The 19712-nt window shown below is 41.9% G+C and carries 21 protein-coding genes and 1 tRNA gene; 6 read left to right on the plus strand and 16 right to left on the minus strand.

Annotated elements, in window-relative coordinates:
- Positions 1-188 precede the first annotated feature (188 nt).
- The 12 genes from C8268_RS00720 to C8268_RS00770 form a co-directional block, all read right to left on the minus strand.
- Complete coding sequence (locus C8268_RS00720; RefSeq protein WP_106765897.1) at positions 189-2513, minus strand: PAS domain S-box protein; 2325 nt, start codon at positions 2511-2513, stop codon at positions 189-191.
- Between the two features lie 50 nt (positions 2514-2563).
- Complete coding sequence (gene nagZ, locus C8268_RS00725) at positions 2564-3859, minus strand: beta-N-acetylhexosaminidase (RefSeq protein ID WP_234032634.1); 1296 nt, start codon at positions 3857-3859, stop codon at positions 2564-2566.
- Entirely contained in the window at positions 3859-4083 is a 225-nt protein-coding gene (locus C8268_RS22840) for a hypothetical protein (protein ID WP_199795010.1), read from the minus strand. Before C8268_RS22840 ends, nagZ begins: the two co-directional genes overlap by 1 nt.
- 202 nt (positions 4084-4285) lie before the next feature.
- Entirely contained in the window at positions 4286-5134 is an 849-nt protein-coding gene (locus C8268_RS00730; protein WP_106765899.1) for a DegV family protein, read from the minus strand.
- A gap of 190 nt (positions 5135-5324) precedes the next feature.
- Positions 5325-5681 (minus strand): GIY-YIG nuclease family protein, encoded by a 357-nt coding sequence (locus C8268_RS00735; RefSeq protein ID WP_106765900.1) that lies wholly within the window; start codon positions 5679-5681, stop codon positions 5325-5327.
- A gap of 28 nt (positions 5682-5709) precedes the next feature.
- Complete coding sequence (locus C8268_RS00740; protein WP_106765901.1) at positions 5710-6465, minus strand: DUF2087 domain-containing protein; 756 nt, start codon at positions 6463-6465, stop codon at positions 5710-5712.
- Positions 6466-6675: 210 nt separating this feature from the next.
- Positions 6676-7290: a TVP38/TMEM64 family protein gene (locus C8268_RS00745; protein ID WP_106769784.1), complete on the minus strand. Its 615-nt coding sequence runs from the start codon at positions 7288-7290 to the stop codon at positions 6676-6678.
- Between the two features lie 212 nt (positions 7291-7502).
- A complete protein-coding gene (locus C8268_RS00750) occupies positions 7503-8108 on the minus strand; it encodes a DUF4269 domain-containing protein (RefSeq protein WP_106765902.1) in 606 nt (201 codons plus the stop codon).
- A 204-nt stretch (positions 8109-8312) separates the two neighbouring features.
- Positions 8313-9032 carry a DsbA family oxidoreductase gene (locus C8268_RS00755; protein ID WP_106765903.1) on the minus strand — a complete coding sequence of 240 codons (720 nt, stop codon included), beginning with the start codon at positions 9030-9032 and terminating at the stop codon, positions 8313-8315.
- Between the two features lie 99 nt (positions 9033-9131).
- Entirely contained in the window at positions 9132-9752 is a 621-nt protein-coding gene (yqeK, locus tag C8268_RS00760) for a bis(5'-nucleosyl)-tetraphosphatase (symmetrical) YqeK (protein WP_106765904.1), read from the minus strand.
- A 245-nt stretch (positions 9753-9997) separates the two neighbouring features.
- Entirely contained in the window at positions 9998-10258 is a 261-nt protein-coding gene (locus C8268_RS00765; RefSeq protein WP_106765905.1) for a YqkE family protein, read from the minus strand.
- Positions 10259-10323: 65 nt separating this feature from the next.
- Positions 10324-11055 (minus strand): ZIP family metal transporter, encoded by a 732-nt coding sequence (locus tag C8268_RS00770; RefSeq protein WP_106765906.1) that lies wholly within the window; start codon positions 11053-11055, stop codon positions 10324-10326.
- A gap of 297 nt (positions 11056-11352) precedes the next feature.
- Here C8268_RS00770 and C8268_RS00775 point away from each other — a divergent pair, with 297 nt between their 5' ends.
- The gene (locus C8268_RS00775) at positions 11353-11856 is read left to right on the plus strand and encodes a hypothetical protein (RefSeq protein ID WP_106765907.1); all 504 of its coding nucleotides are present in this window, start codon (positions 11353-11355) and stop codon (positions 11854-11856) included.
- Between the two features lie 134 nt (positions 11857-11990).
- On the opposite strand, the gene C8268_RS00780 is transcribed toward C8268_RS00775, so the two are convergent.
- Positions 11991-12063: transfer RNA gene (locus C8268_RS00780), tRNA-His, on the minus strand.
- 207 nt (positions 12064-12270) lie between these two features.
- Between C8268_RS00780 and C8268_RS00785 the strand changes: the two genes are divergently transcribed.
- Positions 12271-13128 (plus strand): alpha/beta hydrolase family protein, encoded by an 858-nt coding sequence (locus tag C8268_RS00785; protein WP_106765908.1) that lies wholly within the window; start codon positions 12271-12273, stop codon positions 13126-13128.
- Between the two features lie 135 nt (positions 13129-13263).
- Here the strand turns inward: C8268_RS00785 and C8268_RS00790 are convergent, their stop codons facing one another.
- A complete protein-coding gene (locus C8268_RS00790; protein ID WP_158702651.1) occupies positions 13264-13476 on the minus strand; it encodes a hypothetical protein in 213 nt (70 codons plus the stop codon).
- Positions 13477-13708: 232 nt separating this feature from the next.
- Entirely contained in the window at positions 13709-14248 is a 540-nt protein-coding gene (locus tag C8268_RS00795; RefSeq protein WP_106765910.1) for a GbsR/MarR family transcriptional regulator, read from the minus strand.
- 292 nt (positions 14249-14540) lie between these two features.
- On the opposite strand from C8268_RS00795, the gene C8268_RS00800 reads away from it, so the two are divergent.
- From C8268_RS00800 to C8268_RS00815, 4 genes are read left to right on the plus strand one after another with little or no spacing between them, the layout of a single operon-like run.
- Positions 14541-15665 carry a betaine/proline/choline family ABC transporter ATP-binding protein gene (locus C8268_RS00800; RefSeq protein ID WP_106765911.1) on the plus strand — a complete coding sequence of 375 codons (1125 nt, stop codon included), beginning with the start codon at positions 14541-14543 and terminating at the stop codon, positions 15663-15665.
- 55 nt (positions 15666-15720) lie between these two features.
- Positions 15721-16374 (plus strand): ABC transporter permease, encoded by a 654-nt coding sequence (locus tag C8268_RS00805; RefSeq protein ID WP_106765912.1) that lies wholly within the window; start codon positions 15721-15723, stop codon positions 16372-16374.
- Positions 16375-16394: 20 nt separating this feature from the next.
- Positions 16395-17312 carry an osmoprotectant ABC transporter substrate-binding protein gene (locus tag C8268_RS00810; protein WP_234032939.1) on the plus strand — a complete coding sequence of 306 codons (918 nt, stop codon included), beginning with the start codon at positions 16395-16397 and terminating at the stop codon, positions 17310-17312.
- Positions 17313-17333: 21 nt separating this feature from the next.
- Complete coding sequence (locus C8268_RS00815; protein ID WP_106765914.1) at positions 17334-17981, plus strand: ABC transporter permease; 648 nt, start codon at positions 17334-17336, stop codon at positions 17979-17981.
- 64 nt (positions 17982-18045) lie between these two features.
- Here C8268_RS00815 and C8268_RS00820 read toward each other — a convergent pair whose 3' ends face one another.
- On the minus strand, positions 18046-19668 hold the full coding sequence (locus tag C8268_RS00820) for an S-layer homology domain-containing protein (RefSeq protein WP_106765915.1): 1623 nt from the start codon (positions 19666-19668) through the stop codon (positions 18046-18048).
- Positions 19669-19712 lie beyond the last annotated feature (44 nt).

Here is a 19712-nt window from a genome sequence, read left to right on the forward strand (position 1 = left end):
AGATTATTGTGACTAGAAGACAATAAATGTTTATCCCTTATTCTATCATATTACTACTATTTTTTCAACCTTTCATTCTCATAACAAAAAATGGCTCTACTCTATATTTTAGACACAACCGATCTCCAAGGAGATCGGTTTTTTGTTGTTTCCATATCATCCTTAACCATCTTTCAGGTTCTTCGAATCTATGAAAGAGTATAACGTTTTCCGAAAAAACGGTCAATAATTTCTGAAATCATCGTACTTTTAATCGGCTTACTGATATAATCATCCATTCCTGCAGCTAAACAATTTTCCCGATCTCCCTTAAGCGCATTAGCTGTGACAGCAACAATAACAGGGGTTTGACCAGGGTGAAATGTTTCTTTAATCACTCTGGCTGCTTCTATTCCATTCATTTCTGGCATTTGAATATCCATGAAGATCATATCATAATGTTCAAGCTGTGCTTTTTGCAGCACTTCTCTTCCGTTAAACGCAATATCAACATCATGTCCCTGTTTCTCCAGCATTTTTTTAATAACGAGCTGATTCGTTTCATTATCTTCGGCGACCAAAATGTGGAGATTTCTATTGTCGGTTAAAGATGGATAATTGTTATATTCAACTTCATTCTCCTCTAATAACTCCGTCTCCCCGCGCTCAAATAAAGCAGTAAACTTAAACGTTGCACCAGGTGCTGCGCTTGGCTCCAACCAGATACGTCCATTCATCATCTCTACCAGCTTCTGGCTGATAGCTAGTCCAAGTCCAGTTCCCTCATGCTTTCGGGTCATAAAGTGATCCAATTGATAGAATGGCTGAAATAAATAGTGAGCTTGATCCTCCGGAATTCCGATCCCCGTATCCTGAACTGTAAACTCCAGCTTCACACAAGGTTCGATCGATTCGATGAACTGTATATTTACGTTCACCCCACCTTCAAACGTAAACTTCAATGCATTGCCGATCAGATTAATCAATACCTGCTTGAGCCGCTCAGCATCCCCGATCAATACATGTGGAACGTCGGGCGCGACTGTACATACAATATCCAATTTTTTTTCGTTTACCTGCAGAGTAAACAAATCAATCGTTTCCGAGATTACATCCCGCAAACGAAACGGCTCATAAACCATCGTCGTCTTGCCTGATTCGATTTTTGAAAAATCCAAAATATCATTTATTATGTTCAGCAGTGATTCTCCACTCTTTCGAATAATACGAACATACTCCTTCTGTTCCTCGTCCAGTCTAGTAGATTCCATTAGAAGATCAGTCATCCCTATAACCCCGTTCATCGGCGTTCTGATCTCATGACTCATCATCGCAAGAAAGGCACTCTTAGCACGATTCGTGCTTTCCGCAGCTTCTTTGGCAATTAACAGCTTCTTCTGTTCTGTAATATCCTTAACGATTACATAAAACCCTACGTTCTTTTGATTAATGATGATTGGTGCAATGGTAGTTAATACTTCAATCAAATGACCATCCCGATGTTTAAAACAGTCAATACGATGATCAATCGAGGCATCATTTATAGAATCTTTCAATATCTTACCGAGGTTAACGACATTTACAAACCGGGTCAGACTCATCCCGGCCATCTCCTGAATGCTATAGCCTGTAAGTTTCTCAGCCATCATATTCCCGTGAATAATGTTTCCGTTCAGATCAAGTGAAATAACAGCATCATGATTATATTTTTTGAGCGAGGTATAACGTTCAATTGTCTCTTGTAACTTATGCTCCATCTCTACTCTTTCGGTAATATCCTGAATTGTTCCGGTTATTTTTATCGGTTTACGGCCATCGTATGAAGTGATACCTCTAATCTGCAAATATTGCACCGTTCCATCTTCATGAACAAGCCGGTATTCATAATTAAGAGATTTTCCTTTCAATGCTTGACGAAGCGATTTTTTAAAATCCAGGCGATCACTTTCCCCGACAAAATCTAAAATATGAAATGCCGACAGATTTAGACTATCCTTTTCCAGCTTACAAATGCGATAAACTTGCTCTGACAACGTAATTCTCTTATTCCGAATATCCCATTCCCAGCTGCCAATGGCCGCAATACGTTCGATTTTATTCAAAACATGATCTGAGATCAGTTTATACAACCCTTCGCTATTCAGAATCTTCTGCTGATCATTTCTTTTGTCCATAACATCGACGACATAGCAAACGTTATAAAGAGGTTGCCCCGACTGATCGCGGACCAATGAAACATGATTTGAAGTATAAAGAACCGTACCGTCTTTTCTAATGAATCGTAGTTCAACGGCTTCATTGTCACCACTATAATTTATAAATTGAGCTATGCTCTTCATAAGAGCAATATCTTGCGGATGCAATATATGATCAAAAGAAAGTTCTTTCAATTCCGATTCTGAATATCCTAGTAATCGACTTAAGGACGGATTAACCTTCAACCAAGTCCCATCACAAGAAATGATAGCCATGCCAATGGGAACTTGTTCAAATAAATGCTCATAGATCTTGTAATGGTTACAATCACCGTGCATTAGTGACCTCCGTTCCTTTTTTTTGGATTTTCATCTATTATACTCATAAATCATGAGATCTGCCCAATCAACTGCTTGGCTTCATCATTGAGCTTCTCCACATCAGGCCCGGTTACCGGCTGATCAGTAATATTATACTTCTCCTTTAAGCGAAGAATAGGCAGTACCCGTTCATTCAATACCTCTTCCGATATTCGCTTGCTTTTTACAGCCTGAATTAATGACTGAATGACCTCTTCCTCACGTTCATAATCATGGCCCACAAGAACAATATTCGTGCCTGCCAATACCGAACGGACAGCGGCCTCTCCGATTCCGATTTGACCAGTTTCTACAGCTCCCATCGTCATATCATCTGTTATGACAACCCTCTCAAATCCAAGCTGTTCTCGAAGCAAACCCGTTATAACAGGCTTGGAATACGAAGCCGGGGTATCGGGATCGATCTTGGACATTAACAGATGGGACACCATCACAACGTCAGTACCTTCATCAATCGCTTTCTTAAACGGAGCCAATTCCACTTCATTCAAACGCTCCATGCTGTGATTCACTACAGGCAGTCCGAAGTGGGAATCAACAGATGTATCACCATGGCCGGGAAAATGTTTTACCACCGGAACGACCCCCGTTTCCTGAATTCCTTTCATCGCAGCAATCCCCAGTTTACTTACCTGGTCAGCACTGCTGCCAAAGGAACGGTCTCCGATCACTGGGTTGTCCGGGTTGCTGTTCACATCAAGGACAGGTGAATAGACCATGTTTAAACCGAAACCAGCTGCCCGTTGTCCGATTTGACTGCCGAACTCCTGAGCTAACCCAGAATCATTGCTCTTGCCAACTTGACCACTGGAAGGCAGTTTGACAAACGCTTCAGGCAAACGGGTAACCCTTCCTCCTTCTTCATCAATACTCATCCACAGCGGAATCGGATTGTCCTGGTTCGCCTTCTTCAAACTGTTAAAGAGCTGTACCGACTGATCTACACTTTCCATATTGTCCTTAAAAAAAACAAATCCACCCACATGATATGTATCCAGCATCTTGGAAGTGGCGTTGTCTATCGTTGTGCCTTCCATGCCGACAATAACCAGCTGTCCTACCTTTTCTTCCAGGCTGAGCTTGTCCAATTTCGCGAGTGCTGGATCACTTGGCTTATTTTGTTCCGATTCATTGCCCTGCGGCTTTCCCTCTGTCTCCCCACTTGATCTATTCGAATGGTCGCTCTTTTCTGTTGCCGGCGGCTTCTGTGCTTCACCCTGACCTGTCTTCGAGCTAGCACTACATCCGATCATCCCTACTATTAACAGGCAGCATAAAACACTGACAAATATATAACGCTTCATCATGCACCTTCCTTTTTGAATTTATTGAAAAGAAGAAAAAAACCGCAATCGCGTGCGGCAGCAATTTCTATTTGATCAGCCCGAGCTCTCTTGCCTGCTCTTTTCGTCAATATAAATTGTTCATTATCCCAAGCTTCATCTTCCTCTTCCAGACCAAACATAACTATAATATCATCCCATACCTTCTTCTTCATCGCCTCAGATTGACTAATAATGATCTTCATACACGAAACCTCTGCGGATGAATACAACCAATCTTTATTGTTGCCATTCCCATCGCCTCCTAATACTTATACAACCGTTATTATACGACAAGAAACATAATTCTCATTCCAGTTATTTACCCTTTATAAAAATTCCCTTTCGAAAATATTGAATTCGAAAAACAGCCTGAGACTAATTTCAGGCTGTTTGCTTAAACGTTCGTTATGAATATGAAGGCTGGTTTTTAATCCAAGACATAGCAATAGTACCTTCACCTGTATGGACACCCACAACGGGAATAAACGTCATAACCTCTGTTTTAAGGGACGGATGTAAGCCGCTCAATTCTTTTTCAATTTCCTTGGCTTCTTCCTCATTGTTCGCATGCATAATACATACCTTTTTAATTTTCTGAATATCATTTTTAAGACTTTCTATCATTTTCTGTCTAGCCTTTTTAAACGTCCGGATTTTCTCTTCGACTACCACTTTACCTTCCTCAAAACGAAGCAATAAATGAATACGAAGAAGATTACTCAAAATCAGTTGAGTTCCTGACACTCGTCCGCTGCTGTGCAGACGCTGTAAGCTTGCCGGAACAAGATAGAATGACGTATTTTGCACCATGTTCTCAATCTTTTCCTTGATCTCATAAATCGAGTGACCGAGTTTGTACCAGTTTATGCCCTCTTTCACCATTTCACGCAATGGGTATGCGCCGAATCTGGAATCGATCCCTACTGCAGGAACTTCAGCGATTTCTGCTGCCTGCATGGACGTATTTAAAGTACCACTTAACTCCGAAGAACAATGTATGGCAATAACATCATCATAATTTTGTTTTAAAAACTCATAAAGCTCGATAAATTCACCAATCGGTGGCTGTGAGCTACTGACTTTCGATTCCTGGCGCATCTTCTCATAGAAATCTTCTGCCGATATATCTATATTCTCTTTATATGTCTCTTGTCCTAGAATAAGGCGCAAGGGTACGATATATACATGATTTTCTTTGGCAAAGTCCGAGTCTATGGTACTGGTGCTGTCAGTAACCCATGCGATAGATCTCATCTTATGATCACGTCTCACTTTCATTTGCTATGGCAAGCGTTTTATATTGTTAATAAAAATAATATATCAATCTTAGCCCCCCATGCAAATGGAAGTAATTATCCAACCCTTGAAAACGATTGAATTATATAAAAAATGAAGCTGTTTCAAGAACTTTAATAAGTTCGAAACTGCTCCATTTATATAAGCTTTATCCTCGCTTAATCGAATTATACCCGTGCTCACCATAGGACTGCAATTTCATTATCCAATGCTCTTCCCTTTCGTTCACTGCATCCTTCAAATTATAGAACGGATCTTCACTTGGTTTAATCACCTCAAGAATTTCAAATTCAAAAGCATCTTCACCATAGTCGTTCCACTCTTGCTGCATTGTTTTGTTGTAGCTTGTACCCATTTGAAGTTCAAAACGTTTACCGTTCATTGTCTTCAAATTCGGTGTGCCGACTACTAGCGTCTTTCCGTTCTTGACATTCCTGATCGCATAAACACCTGGTTCTATCTTGATTTCCTTATACATTTGCTGTAATTCTTTTCTTCGATTCATGACTTGAATTCCTCCCGATCTTCAACAATTATGATACAAGCCAATACTTGCTGCCATCCGGTTCACGATCTAAAAATCCGTATTCGATCAAGAAACGCCGTAACGTAACATAATCGTCATATGCTCCTTTTAAAATTTCATTAACCTCCGACTCCGTATAGGTGATCCCTGGTTCAAACCGGGTTGCTATTTCACGCAATACAACGTATCGTTGTTTTTCCTTCAATTTAAACGTTAACAACTTTCCATCCGTTCCTGCCGGAAACAGTTTGCTCAAGATCGTCTCCCGCTCTTCTTCGGTCACATTATATCGGTCATCCACCATTCTGGCACTTTTATGCAACGGAACAAATGCAGGCGCGTGAGCATCTCTTTCTTTCAAAAGCTCCATGATCGTGAGAAAAACTTTAGCTTGACGCTCCTTCTCCTTCAGTGCAAACCGATGATTCCGAATCGTAGAAGCGCTCTTGATTCCTGTTTCCTCCTGTACCTCTGCATCGCTCTTCCCTTGATAAAATAGTCGAAGCAAACGACTCTGATGATCTGTGAGTCCAGTTAGTTTCTTGTCAAGACCAGTCAAATATGCAAAAACGGAACCATGTTCGCGTTCTACATGCAAAGATATATATCGCTTCGGCTCATAAAGGAGACCATCATCAGGGTAAATAACTCCCTTTTCGATCTCCCGGCCACATAATAGACAGACTAATCGATGATCCTCTTCAAAAAAACCTTGTTTTAATTCTTCTATCGTAGCATCCCAAAAACGTTCTTGAAGCTCCATTAGACGCACTCCCTTCTTGATCATTAATTATATAGACAAATTAATAATTTGTCTAGTTTTATAATAAACACGATTCAAAAATCATCATGATAATGAATCCTTGTCTTCAGACCGAGAACGAATAAATAGAAACTTTCAATACTTCTGTCTATTCTTTAATCATAAAAAAATAAGCGGAATGAACTGAATCATTCCGCTTACTTCATTACACTAGTCACTTGGGATCTCTGCAGATTTCTGTATTTCATCACTGCCTCCAAGTATATAGGCTTCCACTTTCTTGCTAAGCCACAAAAGAACAAACACGACAGCTACGACACCAAGTAACAATATCGGCTGTTCCAGAAAATCTGCAAAGTTAGCTCCTACAAAAGACACACTGAATACCATTATCGCCTTACCTAAAGTAACAGCCAACAAGTAAGATTGAATATGCATTCTTGCTATACCTGCGGCCATATTGACCGCAACAAACGGACCTACCGGAAGAATTCCAAGGATAAAGACATAACTGAATCCATTGCGCTGAATCCATCTCATCCCTTTTTGAACTTTAGGCTTTGACGCCCATTTATCCAAATACCGGGTGTTGGATATTCTGCGCACGATTAGAAACGTAACCAGGCATCCGCTTACCAGACCGAACCAAGAATATAGAAAGCCGGGCCAGAAGCCGTATACAGCAGCGTTAACTCCAACAATAACAGCTGTTGGAAGCGGTGGTATAAACGACTTTAGAAAGGTAAGAAGAATTCCGGGCAAAGGGCCAAATGATCTGAATGTTTCCAAAAACCATTCCAGATTTTCTTCTGTAAAAAGTGACATGATATCCGTCACATCAACCAATCCATTCTCACCTACTTTATCATTTCGTTATACATAGTGTAACGGATTAGAGGTGATCTTTCACTATTGATTCTTTGTAGTCTTAAACATCATCGGATATTCAGCAATGGCTCAAGTTGATGAATGTGATGCTTAACAAAGCGAATCCATCCCGAATACTGTTCAATGAGCTGCTCTTTCTCGGCCATATCTTATGAACCTCCTAAAAATTTAATATCTGCTAAAAATGTTCTCAACCTGTCATCACTCCACTCAGCTATCGACAGTAATTGCTGAAAGGGATCTCCACCCATCCCCAACAGCTTTGCAAATGCAGGTTCTGTTTTCATACCCGACTGCTTAAGATCAATAATGTATTGTCGAGCTTCTCCACCGAGAATGTTCAGTATTCGATGTTCCACCACCATATGTCTGTAGCCGTTTTGCATAACTGTCGGAATCGGCTGGGCAAACAACTCAAACAACCAATCTTTATATGTAAACTGTACAGCAAGATAGTCCGCAGTCTTCTCTCGTCCAGATGAATATGAAAAATGAAAAATATGTATATCTCCCAAACGTTCCGTTATCACTTCTCGGAAAACTTTGAAGTCTGAAACACAGCATATAATGTCCAGATCGCTATCGGGCAAATCAATGCCGATCGGAATCGTCCCCACCAAAATCGGATCAAATTCACGAAGCTTATCCATGATGCTCATCTCGGTCAACACAGCATACACAGTCTGCTGCCGGGAATTCCCTTGTTTTAAATAGGATATATCCTTAAAATCGTTAATGGTATCCACACCTTTCATTTATCGGCCAACCCCATGCGCATTCCCCATGTTAAATGAATCTAATATTTTTATAATAGAACATAAGTTCCCGTTGTTCAATAGTTATTTTTATTTATTTCGCTGCTTCATGCAGGTTCAAACGTTCCATATAAACACAAAAAATAAAAGGCCGTCTCACAGTAGAAAATCTACTTTCTGAGACGACCCCGTCCGAAAAAACTCTTATTTTTTATCTGCTGGAATATCGCATGAACCATCTGTGCAAGCACCCGCAGCATTTTCATCGTCATTCACAAGTATTAATGGTTTTTCTTCTCCATACGCTTTTTCTAAGGCATCGATAAATACATCAATCGGCTGGGCCCCTGATACAGCATATTTCCCGCCGAGCACAAAGAACGGAACGCCTTGAACCCCGATTCGTTTCGCTGCTTCTTCATCAGCTCGAACCTCGGAGGAAAACTGATCCCCTGCAAGCGCAGCTACCGCTTCCTCACGTGACAAACCGATCTCCGCTGCTAAATCAGCCAGTAGTTCTTTATCTTCCAGATTTCGTGTTTCCGTAAAGTAAGCGTGGAAAAGACGCTCGGCCATCTCTTTCATTTTCCCATGCTGTGACGCAAAGTGAACGAGTCGATGTGCGTCAAAGGAATTGGATGGAGCGATCTTGTCCAGATGATAGGTAAGCCCTTCCTGCGCTGCCTGCTTGGTAATATTATCGTTAGAAGCCTGCGCCTGTTCAATACTCATGCCATATTTAGCTGCGAGCAATTCCGTCATGGACACGCCCGGCTTATAGGAAGCATTCGGATCAAGTTCAAAGCTGCGATAAACAACCTCGACTTCATCTTTATGTGGAAAACGATTAAGAGCGGACTCGAAGCGGCGTTTTCCAATATAACAAAACGGACACATAAAATCGGACCAAATTTCAACTTTCATTATACACGAACCCCCTATGGTATTATTGTCGTTGTTTCCTATTGTAACCCGCTGCCAAGTTTTTGGCAACATGAACCAGGGGAAGCTTAAACCAACCCTTTATCCCTTCCTCTGTATCAACACTTCTCGAGCCTCAATTAACCAGGGATGAACAACCTTCATATGCTCACGGTTTCTCCAGACGTGATCCATGTACACCATTATCGCATCTTCTAAAGAATCCACCGCCTTGCTTCGCATTTCCTTTATATATGGAGCAGCGTCAGCATTATCCCAGCTCAGCTTATCCGCCACAAAAAGCACTTTATCCATCAGGCCGATATCGGCCCTTAACGTGGTATGGCATTCTATTGCGTTTAGCAGAAGCGGCTCAGTCAGACCAAACACCTTCGTTGTCATATCCCTGGACAATTTCTGATGCAAAATATAAGGAAATTCCCGCTCTTCCTCCAAAATATTAATGTTCATCTGATCACAAATATGTATCTTCTCCTCATTTGGAACAATCGTTCCGATATCATGCAGCCATCCCGCTTGTTCGGCAATGACCGGGTCTGCGTGATAAACATTAGCAAGCCGCTTTGCTTCCTGTGCTACCTTCTGACAATGTTCCCAAGTATTCAGGCTATTGTGGCGACTAAAAAACCGGTGCAAATAAGAAAACAACCCTTCATCATCGACATATGGTTCAAAATAAGGATCTAATAAATCATCGCTCATTCATTTTCCCTTCCCTTCATTTAACGTTGATTTGTTTCAATCATTGCAACCCTAACGATCACTTCTTTAGAATATCCGTCAAATGTAATTAAGACGAGCAAGTAATAAAAAGGCCGAGTACAGGAGCATATACAACCTGAACTGCACCAATCAATAGTTAGTTGTGTCTAACTATTGGGATGCAGTACACCCCTAAAACTCGACCTTTTCTTTGGATCTAACGGTCATCCCGCAAAAACGCCCTATTATTTATACTTCTGCCAATCCATCTCGCTATTGTTCAGCAAATACTCAAAATCCTGTTCTAGCCGCTTTTGTTCTTCCTTACGTGCCGCTTCCCGTTGAAGACGCTCTTCTTTCGCTCTTTTGGCCTCATCAGCTTTTAGCGAATTCGCTTGAGCTTTCAATCGTTCAAGCACTTGAGGGTCCAACCTGTCTTTGAGAGTAGCCGGTTTATCCGTAGAACCCGTTCCTGGCATCATATTTCTTCCCTTTTTCTTCGCCATACGCGCATCACCTCTGTTCCACAACATTATAACAGCTTCGGCCTGTTACAGCATCCTCGTATAAATCAGGCAAAAGCATAGCTAATATATACCATGATAAGCAAACCTGCTATAAAAGAGTAGGTTGAAGGACGTTCATACCCATGGCCGTGACTCTCTGGAATCAGTTCCTTATACACGATAAACATCATTGCTCCCGCGGCAAATGCCAATCCGTAACCAATCAGAAATTGAATATAATTCGCCGCAAAAAAGCCGACAACAGCGGACACAAGCTCCATCAATCCGGTAAGAAGCACAATCATAAACGCTTTAAATTTGCTAACACGTGTGCTTATTAAAAACACAGCCAGAATAAGTCCCTCAGGCATATTTTGCGCACCAATGGATATCGCGACCATCGGCCCCAGCCCTGCATTCTGACTGGCATAACTGAAGCCTGTGCTCAGCCCCTCCGGGATGTTATGAATGAACAGAGCGATAATGACCAGAAGTGATGAAGAATCAAAAGAACGTATGCGCGGCTCATTTTCCACATCGATGTGGGGAATGTTTTTCTCGATCCGGTCCAGAACGACAATACCGAGCAGTAAACCGATCGTCAGCGGTATAATTCCGCCTTCCTCCAAGGCTTGAGGCATCAGACCAAACGTGGAGGTAGATACCATAATGCCTGCCGTAAAGGCAATAAGGATATCCTTCCATTTCTCTGACAATGTTTTTACAAACAATAACGGTACGGCTCCTAAGACCGTTGCCATAGCCGATATAAAACTTCCTATAAGTGCTGCTTGCATATCCTGCTGTCCCCTTCTTATCCCCGATTCAATAGTTAAACTGCAAAATACGTACTACCCTATAATATAAACAATGATTTATAAATCTGAAAATGGAAGGGAGTACCAAAACAGCTCCGTAAACGCTTACTAAACATAAAATTTGAAAATTTTTCATATGACCTGATGTTTTGCCCTATATACCTGCTTTTAAACTGGACTAAAGTCCAGGGCATCGGTTTACCCGGAGACGGAGGACACGTATTTCGATCCATGATATGCTCCTATTATCGAGTATATAAAAAGGAGAACGTTACCATGATGAAAAGGACCATTATTGCGCCACTGCTGATCTTGCTTGGTGTTTACCTGCTCTTGAACATAGGAGGTACGGCAAGTACAGGAGCTATTTTTGCAACATTTTGGCCTACACTCTTTGTCATTCCGCTCGGGCTATTTTTCCATTGGATGTATTTCTCTTTAGTTGGGCGAAAAGGGGTGGGACTTCTTATTCCGGGAGGGATTTTGCTCACGGCAGGTATTGTTAGCCAGATCGCTTCCTTGTTTGATAGTTGGGAAGTCATGTGGCCGGGATTCATTCTGGCCGTTGCTGCAGGCTTGTTCGAATTTTACTGGTTTGGCTCCCGCAACAAGTGGCTGCTCATACCGATCAATATTTTAACAGTCCTGTCGTTGCTGTTTTTCATCGCTTTTTCAATCGCACCTGTTCTGAGCTACCTAGTCATTATCCAGCCAATCATCGCAATTTTACTCGTTCTAGGAGGCATTTGGCTTATCGGGGGACAACGAAAACACGGGTGAACATATTTGAAACGAAAAAAAGTATCAAAGATTACAATCATCATCTACTATTGGTATAAATCCAAAAAGGCAGTGAAATGATCGGTTTAAATCGATCTTTTCACTGCCTTTTTTAAAAATTTGAAAACTTTAAGGGCGATCGATGGGACTTGAACCCACGAATGCCGGAGCCACAATCCGGTGCGTTAACCCCTTCGCCACGACCGCCATATCAATCACGGATATTTAATATAACATATAAACCAATATTTTTAAAGATGTAACTTTTACCAGTTAGTTCCCGTGTTGCTTCACTACCGCTTTTAAGGGTATAGTCACTTTAAACTTTACTGCTCACCGCAAACAAACGGTTCAAACCGTTAAAGCATGATATAACGACGGTGAATCAACACAAACATAAAGGGCGGATTAAGCATGATCTATCAAACGATGTATATGTCAGACAATCTTCAAGTGAAGGGCTATATATGCATACCAACAACCTTTACACAATACCAAGGTATTTCTGTAGGGTCATACATAGAGCAATCTGTTGCTGAAATATCGAATATAGAAATATTAGCATCACCATTAAGCGAAGAACTTCAAGAGGAAACTGCAATTCAATCAAACAAGCTGCCACTTCTTATTTATTGCCGCGGGGGCATCGGTAAATATGGTGCCGTCAAACTCGATTGGCTGCGTCAGTTTGCAGCTAGAGGACATGTAGTATTTGCTCCTGCCTATCGCGGAAATGAAGGAAGCCAGGGTCGGGACGAGTTCGGCGGAAGGGATGTCATGGATGTTCTGTCCGCGATAGCCTGGCTTGCTAAGCTTCCTTTTATAGACACAGAATCCATCCATATCCTTGGATTCTCACGAGGGTCGATTAATGCGGCCAGGGCAGCTGTAGAAAATCCCATCATATCCAAGCTGGTCCTTTGGAGCGGCATATCAGATATGGCGCAAAGCTATGATGAGCGCATTGACCTGCGCCGAATGCTGAAGAGAGTCATTGGAGGCACGCCGGGTAAGTACCCCGAGCGATACCTCGAACGGTCTCCCTTTCACTTTGCAGATCGAATTCAATGCCCCGTCCTGATAGTCCATGGCGGTCAGGATGAGCAAGTATCTGTAAAGCATGGAATACATATGTACGAGCGGCTGCTAAAATTAGAAAAGAACGCCTGCCTTCATCTGTATGAAGAGCATGGGCACCACTTTCCGCATGACTTGCATAAGTCTGCTGTAAATCGTATATTGGATTGGCTGAAACAGCCTACTGCCCCTTGAGTTATGTCATAACTCCAGTACTTGAAGCCCACACAGTGCTTATGATTTTTTAGATGGATGATGCAGGGCTTTAAGATGGCAGAATAGAACTTAGAATGGAAGCTGGAACGGTACGAGCGAAGCCATCCCTGTGGCTTATTTGTCCACTACTCTGCTCATTATTCCCAGTCCATAACCTGTTAATGTGGCAAGTAGCCAGCCTTCTTTTTCATTTATTAAATATTCCAGAATTCCTAAGTATGCAAATGCCGTAAATGTCAATATTAATATTACAAACATGGAACCAGGAAACTCTTTCGTAAGGAAACTAATTACTAAAAAAATCAAAATTCCGATTGCTATTGTCATGTTGTTCGCCTGCCTTGTAAAGAACTTGGATAGATTTTCGTCATCATTCATATGATACTTATTTCACATATCACCTCACGATCACTAATTTGGACTCGCACTTCCTCTTTATCGTCAATAAAGCTCCAATATTTAACTCGTTACTACGCTATTGCCCGAAATCTGGTTTTCATCAGATCGCACAAAAAAACGGTTCTGCGCCAATTGGGCAAAACCGCTTTTTATAGAAAGGTCAATCCTCTACTTTAGGAACATGCTTGAAGATTTCCCCTGTTTCAAAAAATTCAACTAAACGAATAATCCAATTATAATAATCAAGGGATCTCTTTATTTCTTTTAATAAAATGTTTATTTGTTCTTCAGTCTCTTCACTCAGATGAACCTCTTCTTGGAGTTTGAGTAATTGCTGATGCAGATGATGCTCATGGAGCCTGCTTTTACTAATGGTCTTGCGCCAATTTGCAGTAAACAGCGCTATAAATGTTTGATAATAGTCATCATCCACCTGAATTAAATCTTTGCGCACACCTTTCACAAAAACTTTCTCGGCAATATTCAATTCGATCATTTCACGAACCACTTGACTCATTCGCATTTTACTCATACCCATTGCTTCTGACAATTGTTCAAGTGTCATCGGTTCCTTGCGCATGGAAATGATGCCAAACACTCTTCCCACTGTTTTTGAAACCCCAAACGTATGCACATTATCTGCTATTTTCTCAATCATTTCATTTTCTAATTTTTCAATTTGGTGTGATAGCTTCTCCATTCATATTTACCCCTTGAACAATACATTATTGTAAAGGCTAATATACCATAGTTCCATTAAAAACAAAAAAAACAAATCTCACGGATTTGGACCCAATCCATAGTAAAACATAGTATTTGTAAGAATGAAGCAGTATAAAATGTATAAAATATATTTTTTACATATCTTATAAAGATTATGGAGTGATATGCTGTTTTTGTTTCATTCGTCAATCTTCTATAATTATTTTTAAGGCAGTAAGACGGCAAAAAAGGAATTTAATTCAAGATAAACAAGAAAGGGGGACTTTGTTTTGCTTAAGTTTGATCACGTTTCTAAAGTGTATGAAGGCGGAACAATTGCAGTCAATAATATAAATCTGGATATAAAAAGCGGGGAATTCATTGTATTCATCGGACCAAGTGGATGTGGAAAAACAACGACCATGAAGATGATTAACCGGTTAATTGAGACATCAAAAGGCAGCATCTACATCAATAATGAAAACATTAAAGATAAAGATGAAGTCGAGCTGAGAAGGTCCATTGGGTATGTCATTCAGCAAATCGGTTTATTCCCTCATATGACCATTGCCGAAAATATTTCATTGGTTCCCAAACTGCTGAACTGGCCTGCTGATAAACGTCGTGCACGCGCAGAAGAATTGCTAAAGCTGGTGGATATGAGTCCTGAATATTTAGATCGTTATCCAAATGAATTAAGTGGCGGTCAACAACAGCGTATCGGGGTATTACGTGCACTTGCTGCTGATCCGCCACTTATTTTAATGGATGAGCCATTCGGAGCGTTGGACCCTATTACAAGAGACAGCCTGCAGGATGAGTTTAAAAAGCTACAGCAATCCCTTGGTAAAACGATCGTTTTCGTTACCCATGACATGGATGAAGCCATTAAGCTGGCTGATCGTATCGTGATCATGCGCAATGGAGAAATCGTTCAAGTCGGTACGCCAGAAGAAATCCTAAGCAATCCGGCCGATGATTTTGTAGAAGAATTTATTGGAAAGCATCGCCTGATCGAATCCAGACCAACACTTCAGACGGTAGCTCAAATTATGAATGAAGATCCTATTACAATCAGCGAAGACAATACCATTTCAGAAGCTATAAAAATCATGAAAAACCGCAAAGTGGATTCCTTGTTGGTGGTCGATCATGACAATGTGCTTAAAGGTATGATTGATATTGAAATGATTGAACAAAACAGACGAAAACAAGGCCATGTTAATCAAATTATGCAGACCGATATTTATAAAGTGAAGCAAAATGCGCTTCTGCGCGATACGGTTCGCAGAATTTTACGTAACGGATTTCGCTATGTTCCTGTAGTCGATGAGAAGGACAGGCTTACCGGAATCGTGACACGCGCCAGCTTGGCAAATATTGTTTATGATTCCATTTGGGGGAATGATGAATAATGACAGGAAATACATCGAATTGATATGAAGTGTACCATACGAAGGAAGTGATCATTTGGAGACATTACGAACGTTTTTTGCTGAATATGGCGACCAATTATTGTTTAAAACATGGGAACACCTTTATATTTCACTAATATCGATTTCTCTTGGCATTCTTGTTGCTGTTCCGCTTGGAATCGCGTTAACGCGCATTCCCAAAGTAGCTGATAAATTTATTTCATTCGTCGGGATCATTCAAACATTCCCTACCTTGGCGATATTAGCCTTTTTTATTCCTCTTTTGGGCATTGGAAAGGTTCCGGCCATTACGGCTCTGTTTATCTACTCTCTCCTCCCCATTCTTCGCAATACCTATACAGGAGTTTGCAACCTGAATAAAAGTCTTCTGGAAGCAGGTCGTGGTATGGGAATGACAGGTTGGGAACGAATCCGAATGGTAGAGATCCCCTTGGCCATTCCCGTTATTATGGCAGGTATAAGGTTATCGACTGTTTATTTAATCGGATGGGCAACACTTGCATCGTACATCGGCGCAGGCGGCTTAGGAGATTTTATTTTTGATGGACTAAACTTGTTCAAACCCGAATTCATACTTGCAGGAGCCATTCCAGCTACTTTACTTGCTTTGATTGTCGACTATTTGTTTGGACGTTTAGAGGAACGTTTAACTCCTAAAGGAATCCGAATTTCATCAGAGGCCGCCTAGAAAGGAGGAGCCGCATTTTGTTGAAAGTAACACGAAAAAAACTGCTTATTATTCCGGTTATTCTGTCGCTAGTTCTATTCAGTGGATGCTCTTTGCCCGGACTTAGCGGATCATCTAAAAACACCATTAAAATCGGAGCAATGAACACCTCAGAATCCATGACAGTTGCCTATATCATTAAACAACTCATTGAACATAAGACGGATTATGACGCTGAAATCATCGGGAATATGGGTTCTTCCATCGTTCAGCATCACGCACTTTACCAAGGGGAAGTCGACATCACTTCAACCCGATATACGGGAACGGACTTGCCCGGTACGTTGAAGATGGACCTTGTTACCGATAAAGATGAAGCTTTAAATATTGTACAGCGTGAGTTTGAAAAGCGTTTTGACCAAACTTGGTTTGATCCATATGGATTTGAAAACTCCTACGCATTTACCGTAACGAGTGAGTTGGCTAAAGAAAAGAATTTAAAGAAAGTTTCGGACATTAAGCCTTATGCATCTGAGCTTCGGTTAGGAGTAGATAACTCTTGGCTGAATCGGGAAGGAGACGGCTATCAAGGCTTTGTTAAACAATACGGATTTGAATTCGGAAAAACATATCCCATGCAAATCGGGCTCGTTTACCAAGCAGTAGCGAATGGTGAAATGGATGTCGTATTAGCATATACAACGGATGGACGGATTGAAGCATTCGATCTTGTCAATCTGGAAGATGACAAAAACTTTTTCCCGCCTTATGACGCTTCTCCGGTAGCGCGAAACGACGCGTTGGAAAAGTATCCCGAAGTGCGTGATGTGCTTGAATCTTTAGCTGGAAAAATTGATGAAGAAACGATGAGATTGATGAACTATGAAGCCGATGTAAAAATGAAAGAACCTTATGTCGTTGCCAAGGAGTTTCTTGAAAAGAACAATTACTTTGAGTGATAAGCGAGAGAAGGTGATATTTTGCAAACATTAACCGAATTATGGAACTACTATGCACAAAACTACTCCTATGTGTGGGAAGAGTTTTATAGACATTTTCTAATGTCTGCCTACGGTGTTCTGTTTGCTGCCATTGTCGGTATTCCGATTGGCATTTTCATTGCCAGACACGCCAAATTAAGCCATTGGGTATTTTCCATCACTAACGTCATCCAAACGATTCCATCATTAGCGATGTTAGCCGTCCTGATGCTTGTCATGGGACTTGGACCAAATACAGTTGTTACTTCTTTATTTCTATACTCCCTGTTACCCATCATCCGCAACACGTATACGGGAATACGCAGTGTGGATCACGCGTTAATTGAATCAGGCCGCGGAATGGGCATGACCAAGTTTCAATTGCTGCGTATGGTTGAGTTGCCGCTTTCTCTGTCCGTCATCATGGCTGGACTAAGAACGGCCTTAGTCATCAGCATCAGTATTGCAACCATCGGCGCCTTTATTGGCGCTGGAGGTTTAGGTGCTATTATCATCCGTGGAACGAACGTCACAGACGGGACAGCTATTATTTTAGCGGGTGCTATACCGACTGCTTTAATGGCTGTAGTGGCCGACTTAGGTATGGGTTGGCTCGAAAAGCGCCTTGCACCGCAAGGCAGTAAATAAATATTGAACAAGCGATATAAGAAGACAGTCCCCGGTCCATTCGACCTTTTTGGGACTGCCTTTTTTATATCGCGTGATGAAATGAATAGCTCTTGTACCGCTTCATATTCCAAATAGCTTGCCACACATCCGGGGTTTCTGATCCTGGATACCAATAAGCAACTCCGGCGATATGCCGATCCTCGATCATACTGTGCTTCATGGACAAGGACCGGGCATCCTCGGTCCAGATTTTGCGCTGTATTCCCAAACGTGTGTACTCCGCCTCATATTGCTGGACAGTCTCATTCCATACGAGCGAAGATGAATGTTGGCGTATGCGTCTTCCCTGCTCGATCAAACTGATGTCCTCTGAACCTGCACTCGGATGCAGCTTCCACTCCCGGGTGTACAGCGGAAGAGCGATCACGGTTTTAGAGGCTGGAACCTGAGTTAAAAGTTTATCTGTTGCAAAGGTCAGCCACGGCAATGAAGATACCGACCCAGCTATTGGCGCACCGCCCCAGTGCTCATCATATCCCATGAGTACTACGTAATCAGCATATTTACCCAAAGCCTCGTAATCGAAAGCGGCTGTCCAGTCCGATCCGAAGTCTGGAGATACATCGATTGAAGTTACAGCCCCCAGCCGTTTAATCTCAGCAGACAACTCCCGGATAAAAGCCGTTAAATATTCGCGATCCTCAGGCATCACATTTTCAAAATCCACATTAATACCGTCTAGGTCATACTTCACAACATAACCCGCCAGCGTATTTACAACGAAGCGTCTGGTCTTTCTATCACTTAACATTTGATGGGTCGCTACTGCATTCGAACGATTTCCAATCATTCCCCATACTTCACGGCCGTTAAGCTTGGCCCATTCCAGCAGCTCCTGATCGGTTTGGTCCGAGACAGTCCCATCGCTCTCGATATAGTACCAACGTGGCACAAGGATATTCAACCCAGCAGATTTGGCATATGAAATGTACTGCTCTGCTGTTCCGTTATATAGCCAGCCCATCTGTATGCCTGAACCTGACGGATCATATTTTGCATCCAGAACATTCAACACATTGCCGGAACTTAAAACTCTGTCCAGCAGCACCGCGGTCTCTTCCCGGGTTATCGGATCATGGGGACGAAAGAGCCCCTCGCTTCCTTGCATCCATCCTACCGCTGTGGCTGCTCCAACTTCGTACCTTGCCCAAGACGCAAGCTTGTCCGAGTCTTTATATCGGGACGCTGCAGCTGCATCTTGGCCACTTGCATCCAGCTTCATGGCACGAACGATCATTACAGCGGCTTCCTGCCTTGTCACGGGGTCCATCGGTTTAAACAACCGGTCTCCTTTACCGCGAACGATTCCTAGATTGGTCCCGCTATGAACCCAGCCATAATACCAAGCCTGGATCGGAACATCTCGATATGCTGGCAGATCATTTTGTACCGGCTCCATCTTTAAAAATCTCCCAAGCATCGCCGTAAATTCTGCTCGGGTGATACTTTCCCGCGGCAGAAAAGCCCCAGCGCCATTTCCATTTATGATCCCTCTCTTGGCCAGGCGAACAATCGCTTCTTTCGCATAGCTTTCAGAGATATCATGAAAAACGGGTTGGCTTGGGGCCTTCTTCGCCTCCACCGGAGTAGATCCACTCGAAAGAAAGATCAAACACACCAATAGAGACAGCACATATTTATTCACAAGCACGCCTCAATTCTTTCGTCAATATACATACATCAGCATAT

It is taken from the genome of Paenibacillus faecalis (assembly GCF_900289175.1).
GTDB classification, from domain to species: Bacteria; Bacillota; Bacilli; order Paenibacillales; family Paenibacillaceae; genus Paenibacillus_AQ; species Paenibacillus_AQ faecalis.

Coding starts and splice junctions, on each gene's coding strand:
- C8268_RS00750 (WP_106765902.1), bottom strand. CDS start 8,108: ATGAAAGGTGTGGATACCATTAACGATTTTAAGGATATATCCTATTTA.
- C8268_RS00775 (WP_106765907.1), top strand. CDS start 11,353: ATGATGAAAAGGACCATTATTGCGCCACTGCTGATCTTGCTTGGTGTT.
- C8268_RS00755 (WP_106765903.1), bottom strand. CDS start 9,032: ATGAAAGTTGAAATTTGGTCCGATTTTATGTGTCCGTTTTGTTATATT.
- C8268_RS00730 (WP_106765899.1), bottom strand. CDS start 5,134: ATGAGATCTATCGCATGGGTTACTGACAGCACCAGTACCATAGACTCG.
- nagZ (WP_234032634.1), bottom strand. CDS start 3,859: ATGAAGCGTTATATATTTGTCAGTGTTTTATGCTGCCTGTTAATAGTA.
- C8268_RS00740 (WP_106765901.1), bottom strand. CDS start 6,465: ATGGAGCTTCAAGAACGTTTTTGGGATGCTACGATAGAAGAATTAAAA.
- C8268_RS00735 (WP_106765900.1), bottom strand. CDS start 5,681: ATGAATCGAAGAAAAGAATTACAGCAAATGTATAAGGAAATCAAGATA.
- yqeK (WP_106765904.1), bottom strand. CDS start 9,752: ATGAGCGATGATTTATTAGATCCTTATTTTGAACCATATGTCGATGAT.
- C8268_RS00765 (WP_106765905.1), bottom strand. CDS start 10,258: ATGGCGAAGAAAAAGGGAAGAAATATGATGCCAGGAACGGGTTCTACG.
- C8268_RS00720 (WP_106765897.1), bottom strand. CDS start 2,513: ATGCACGGTGATTGTAACCATTACAAGATCTATGAGCATTTATTTGAA.
- C8268_RS00795 (WP_106765910.1), bottom strand. CDS start 14,248: ATGGAGAAGCTATCACACCAAATTGAAAAATTAGAAAATGAAATGATT.
- C8268_RS22840 (WP_199795010.1), bottom strand. CDS start 4,083: ATGAAGATCATTATTAGTCAATCTGAGGCGATGAAGAAGAAGGTATGG.
- C8268_RS00785 (WP_106765908.1), top strand. CDS start 12,271: ATGATCTATCAAACGATGTATATGTCAGACAATCTTCAAGTGAAGGGC.
- C8268_RS00745 (WP_106769784.1), bottom strand. CDS start 7,290: ATGTCACTTTTTACAGAAGAAAATCTGGAATGGTTTTTGGAAACATTC.
- C8268_RS00790 (WP_158702651.1), bottom strand. CDS start 13,476: ATGACAATAGCAATCGGAATTTTGATTTTTTTAGTAATTAGTTTCCTT.
- C8268_RS00770 (WP_106765906.1), bottom strand. CDS start 11,055: ATGCAAGCAGCACTTATAGGAAGTTTTATATCGGCTATGGCAACGGTC.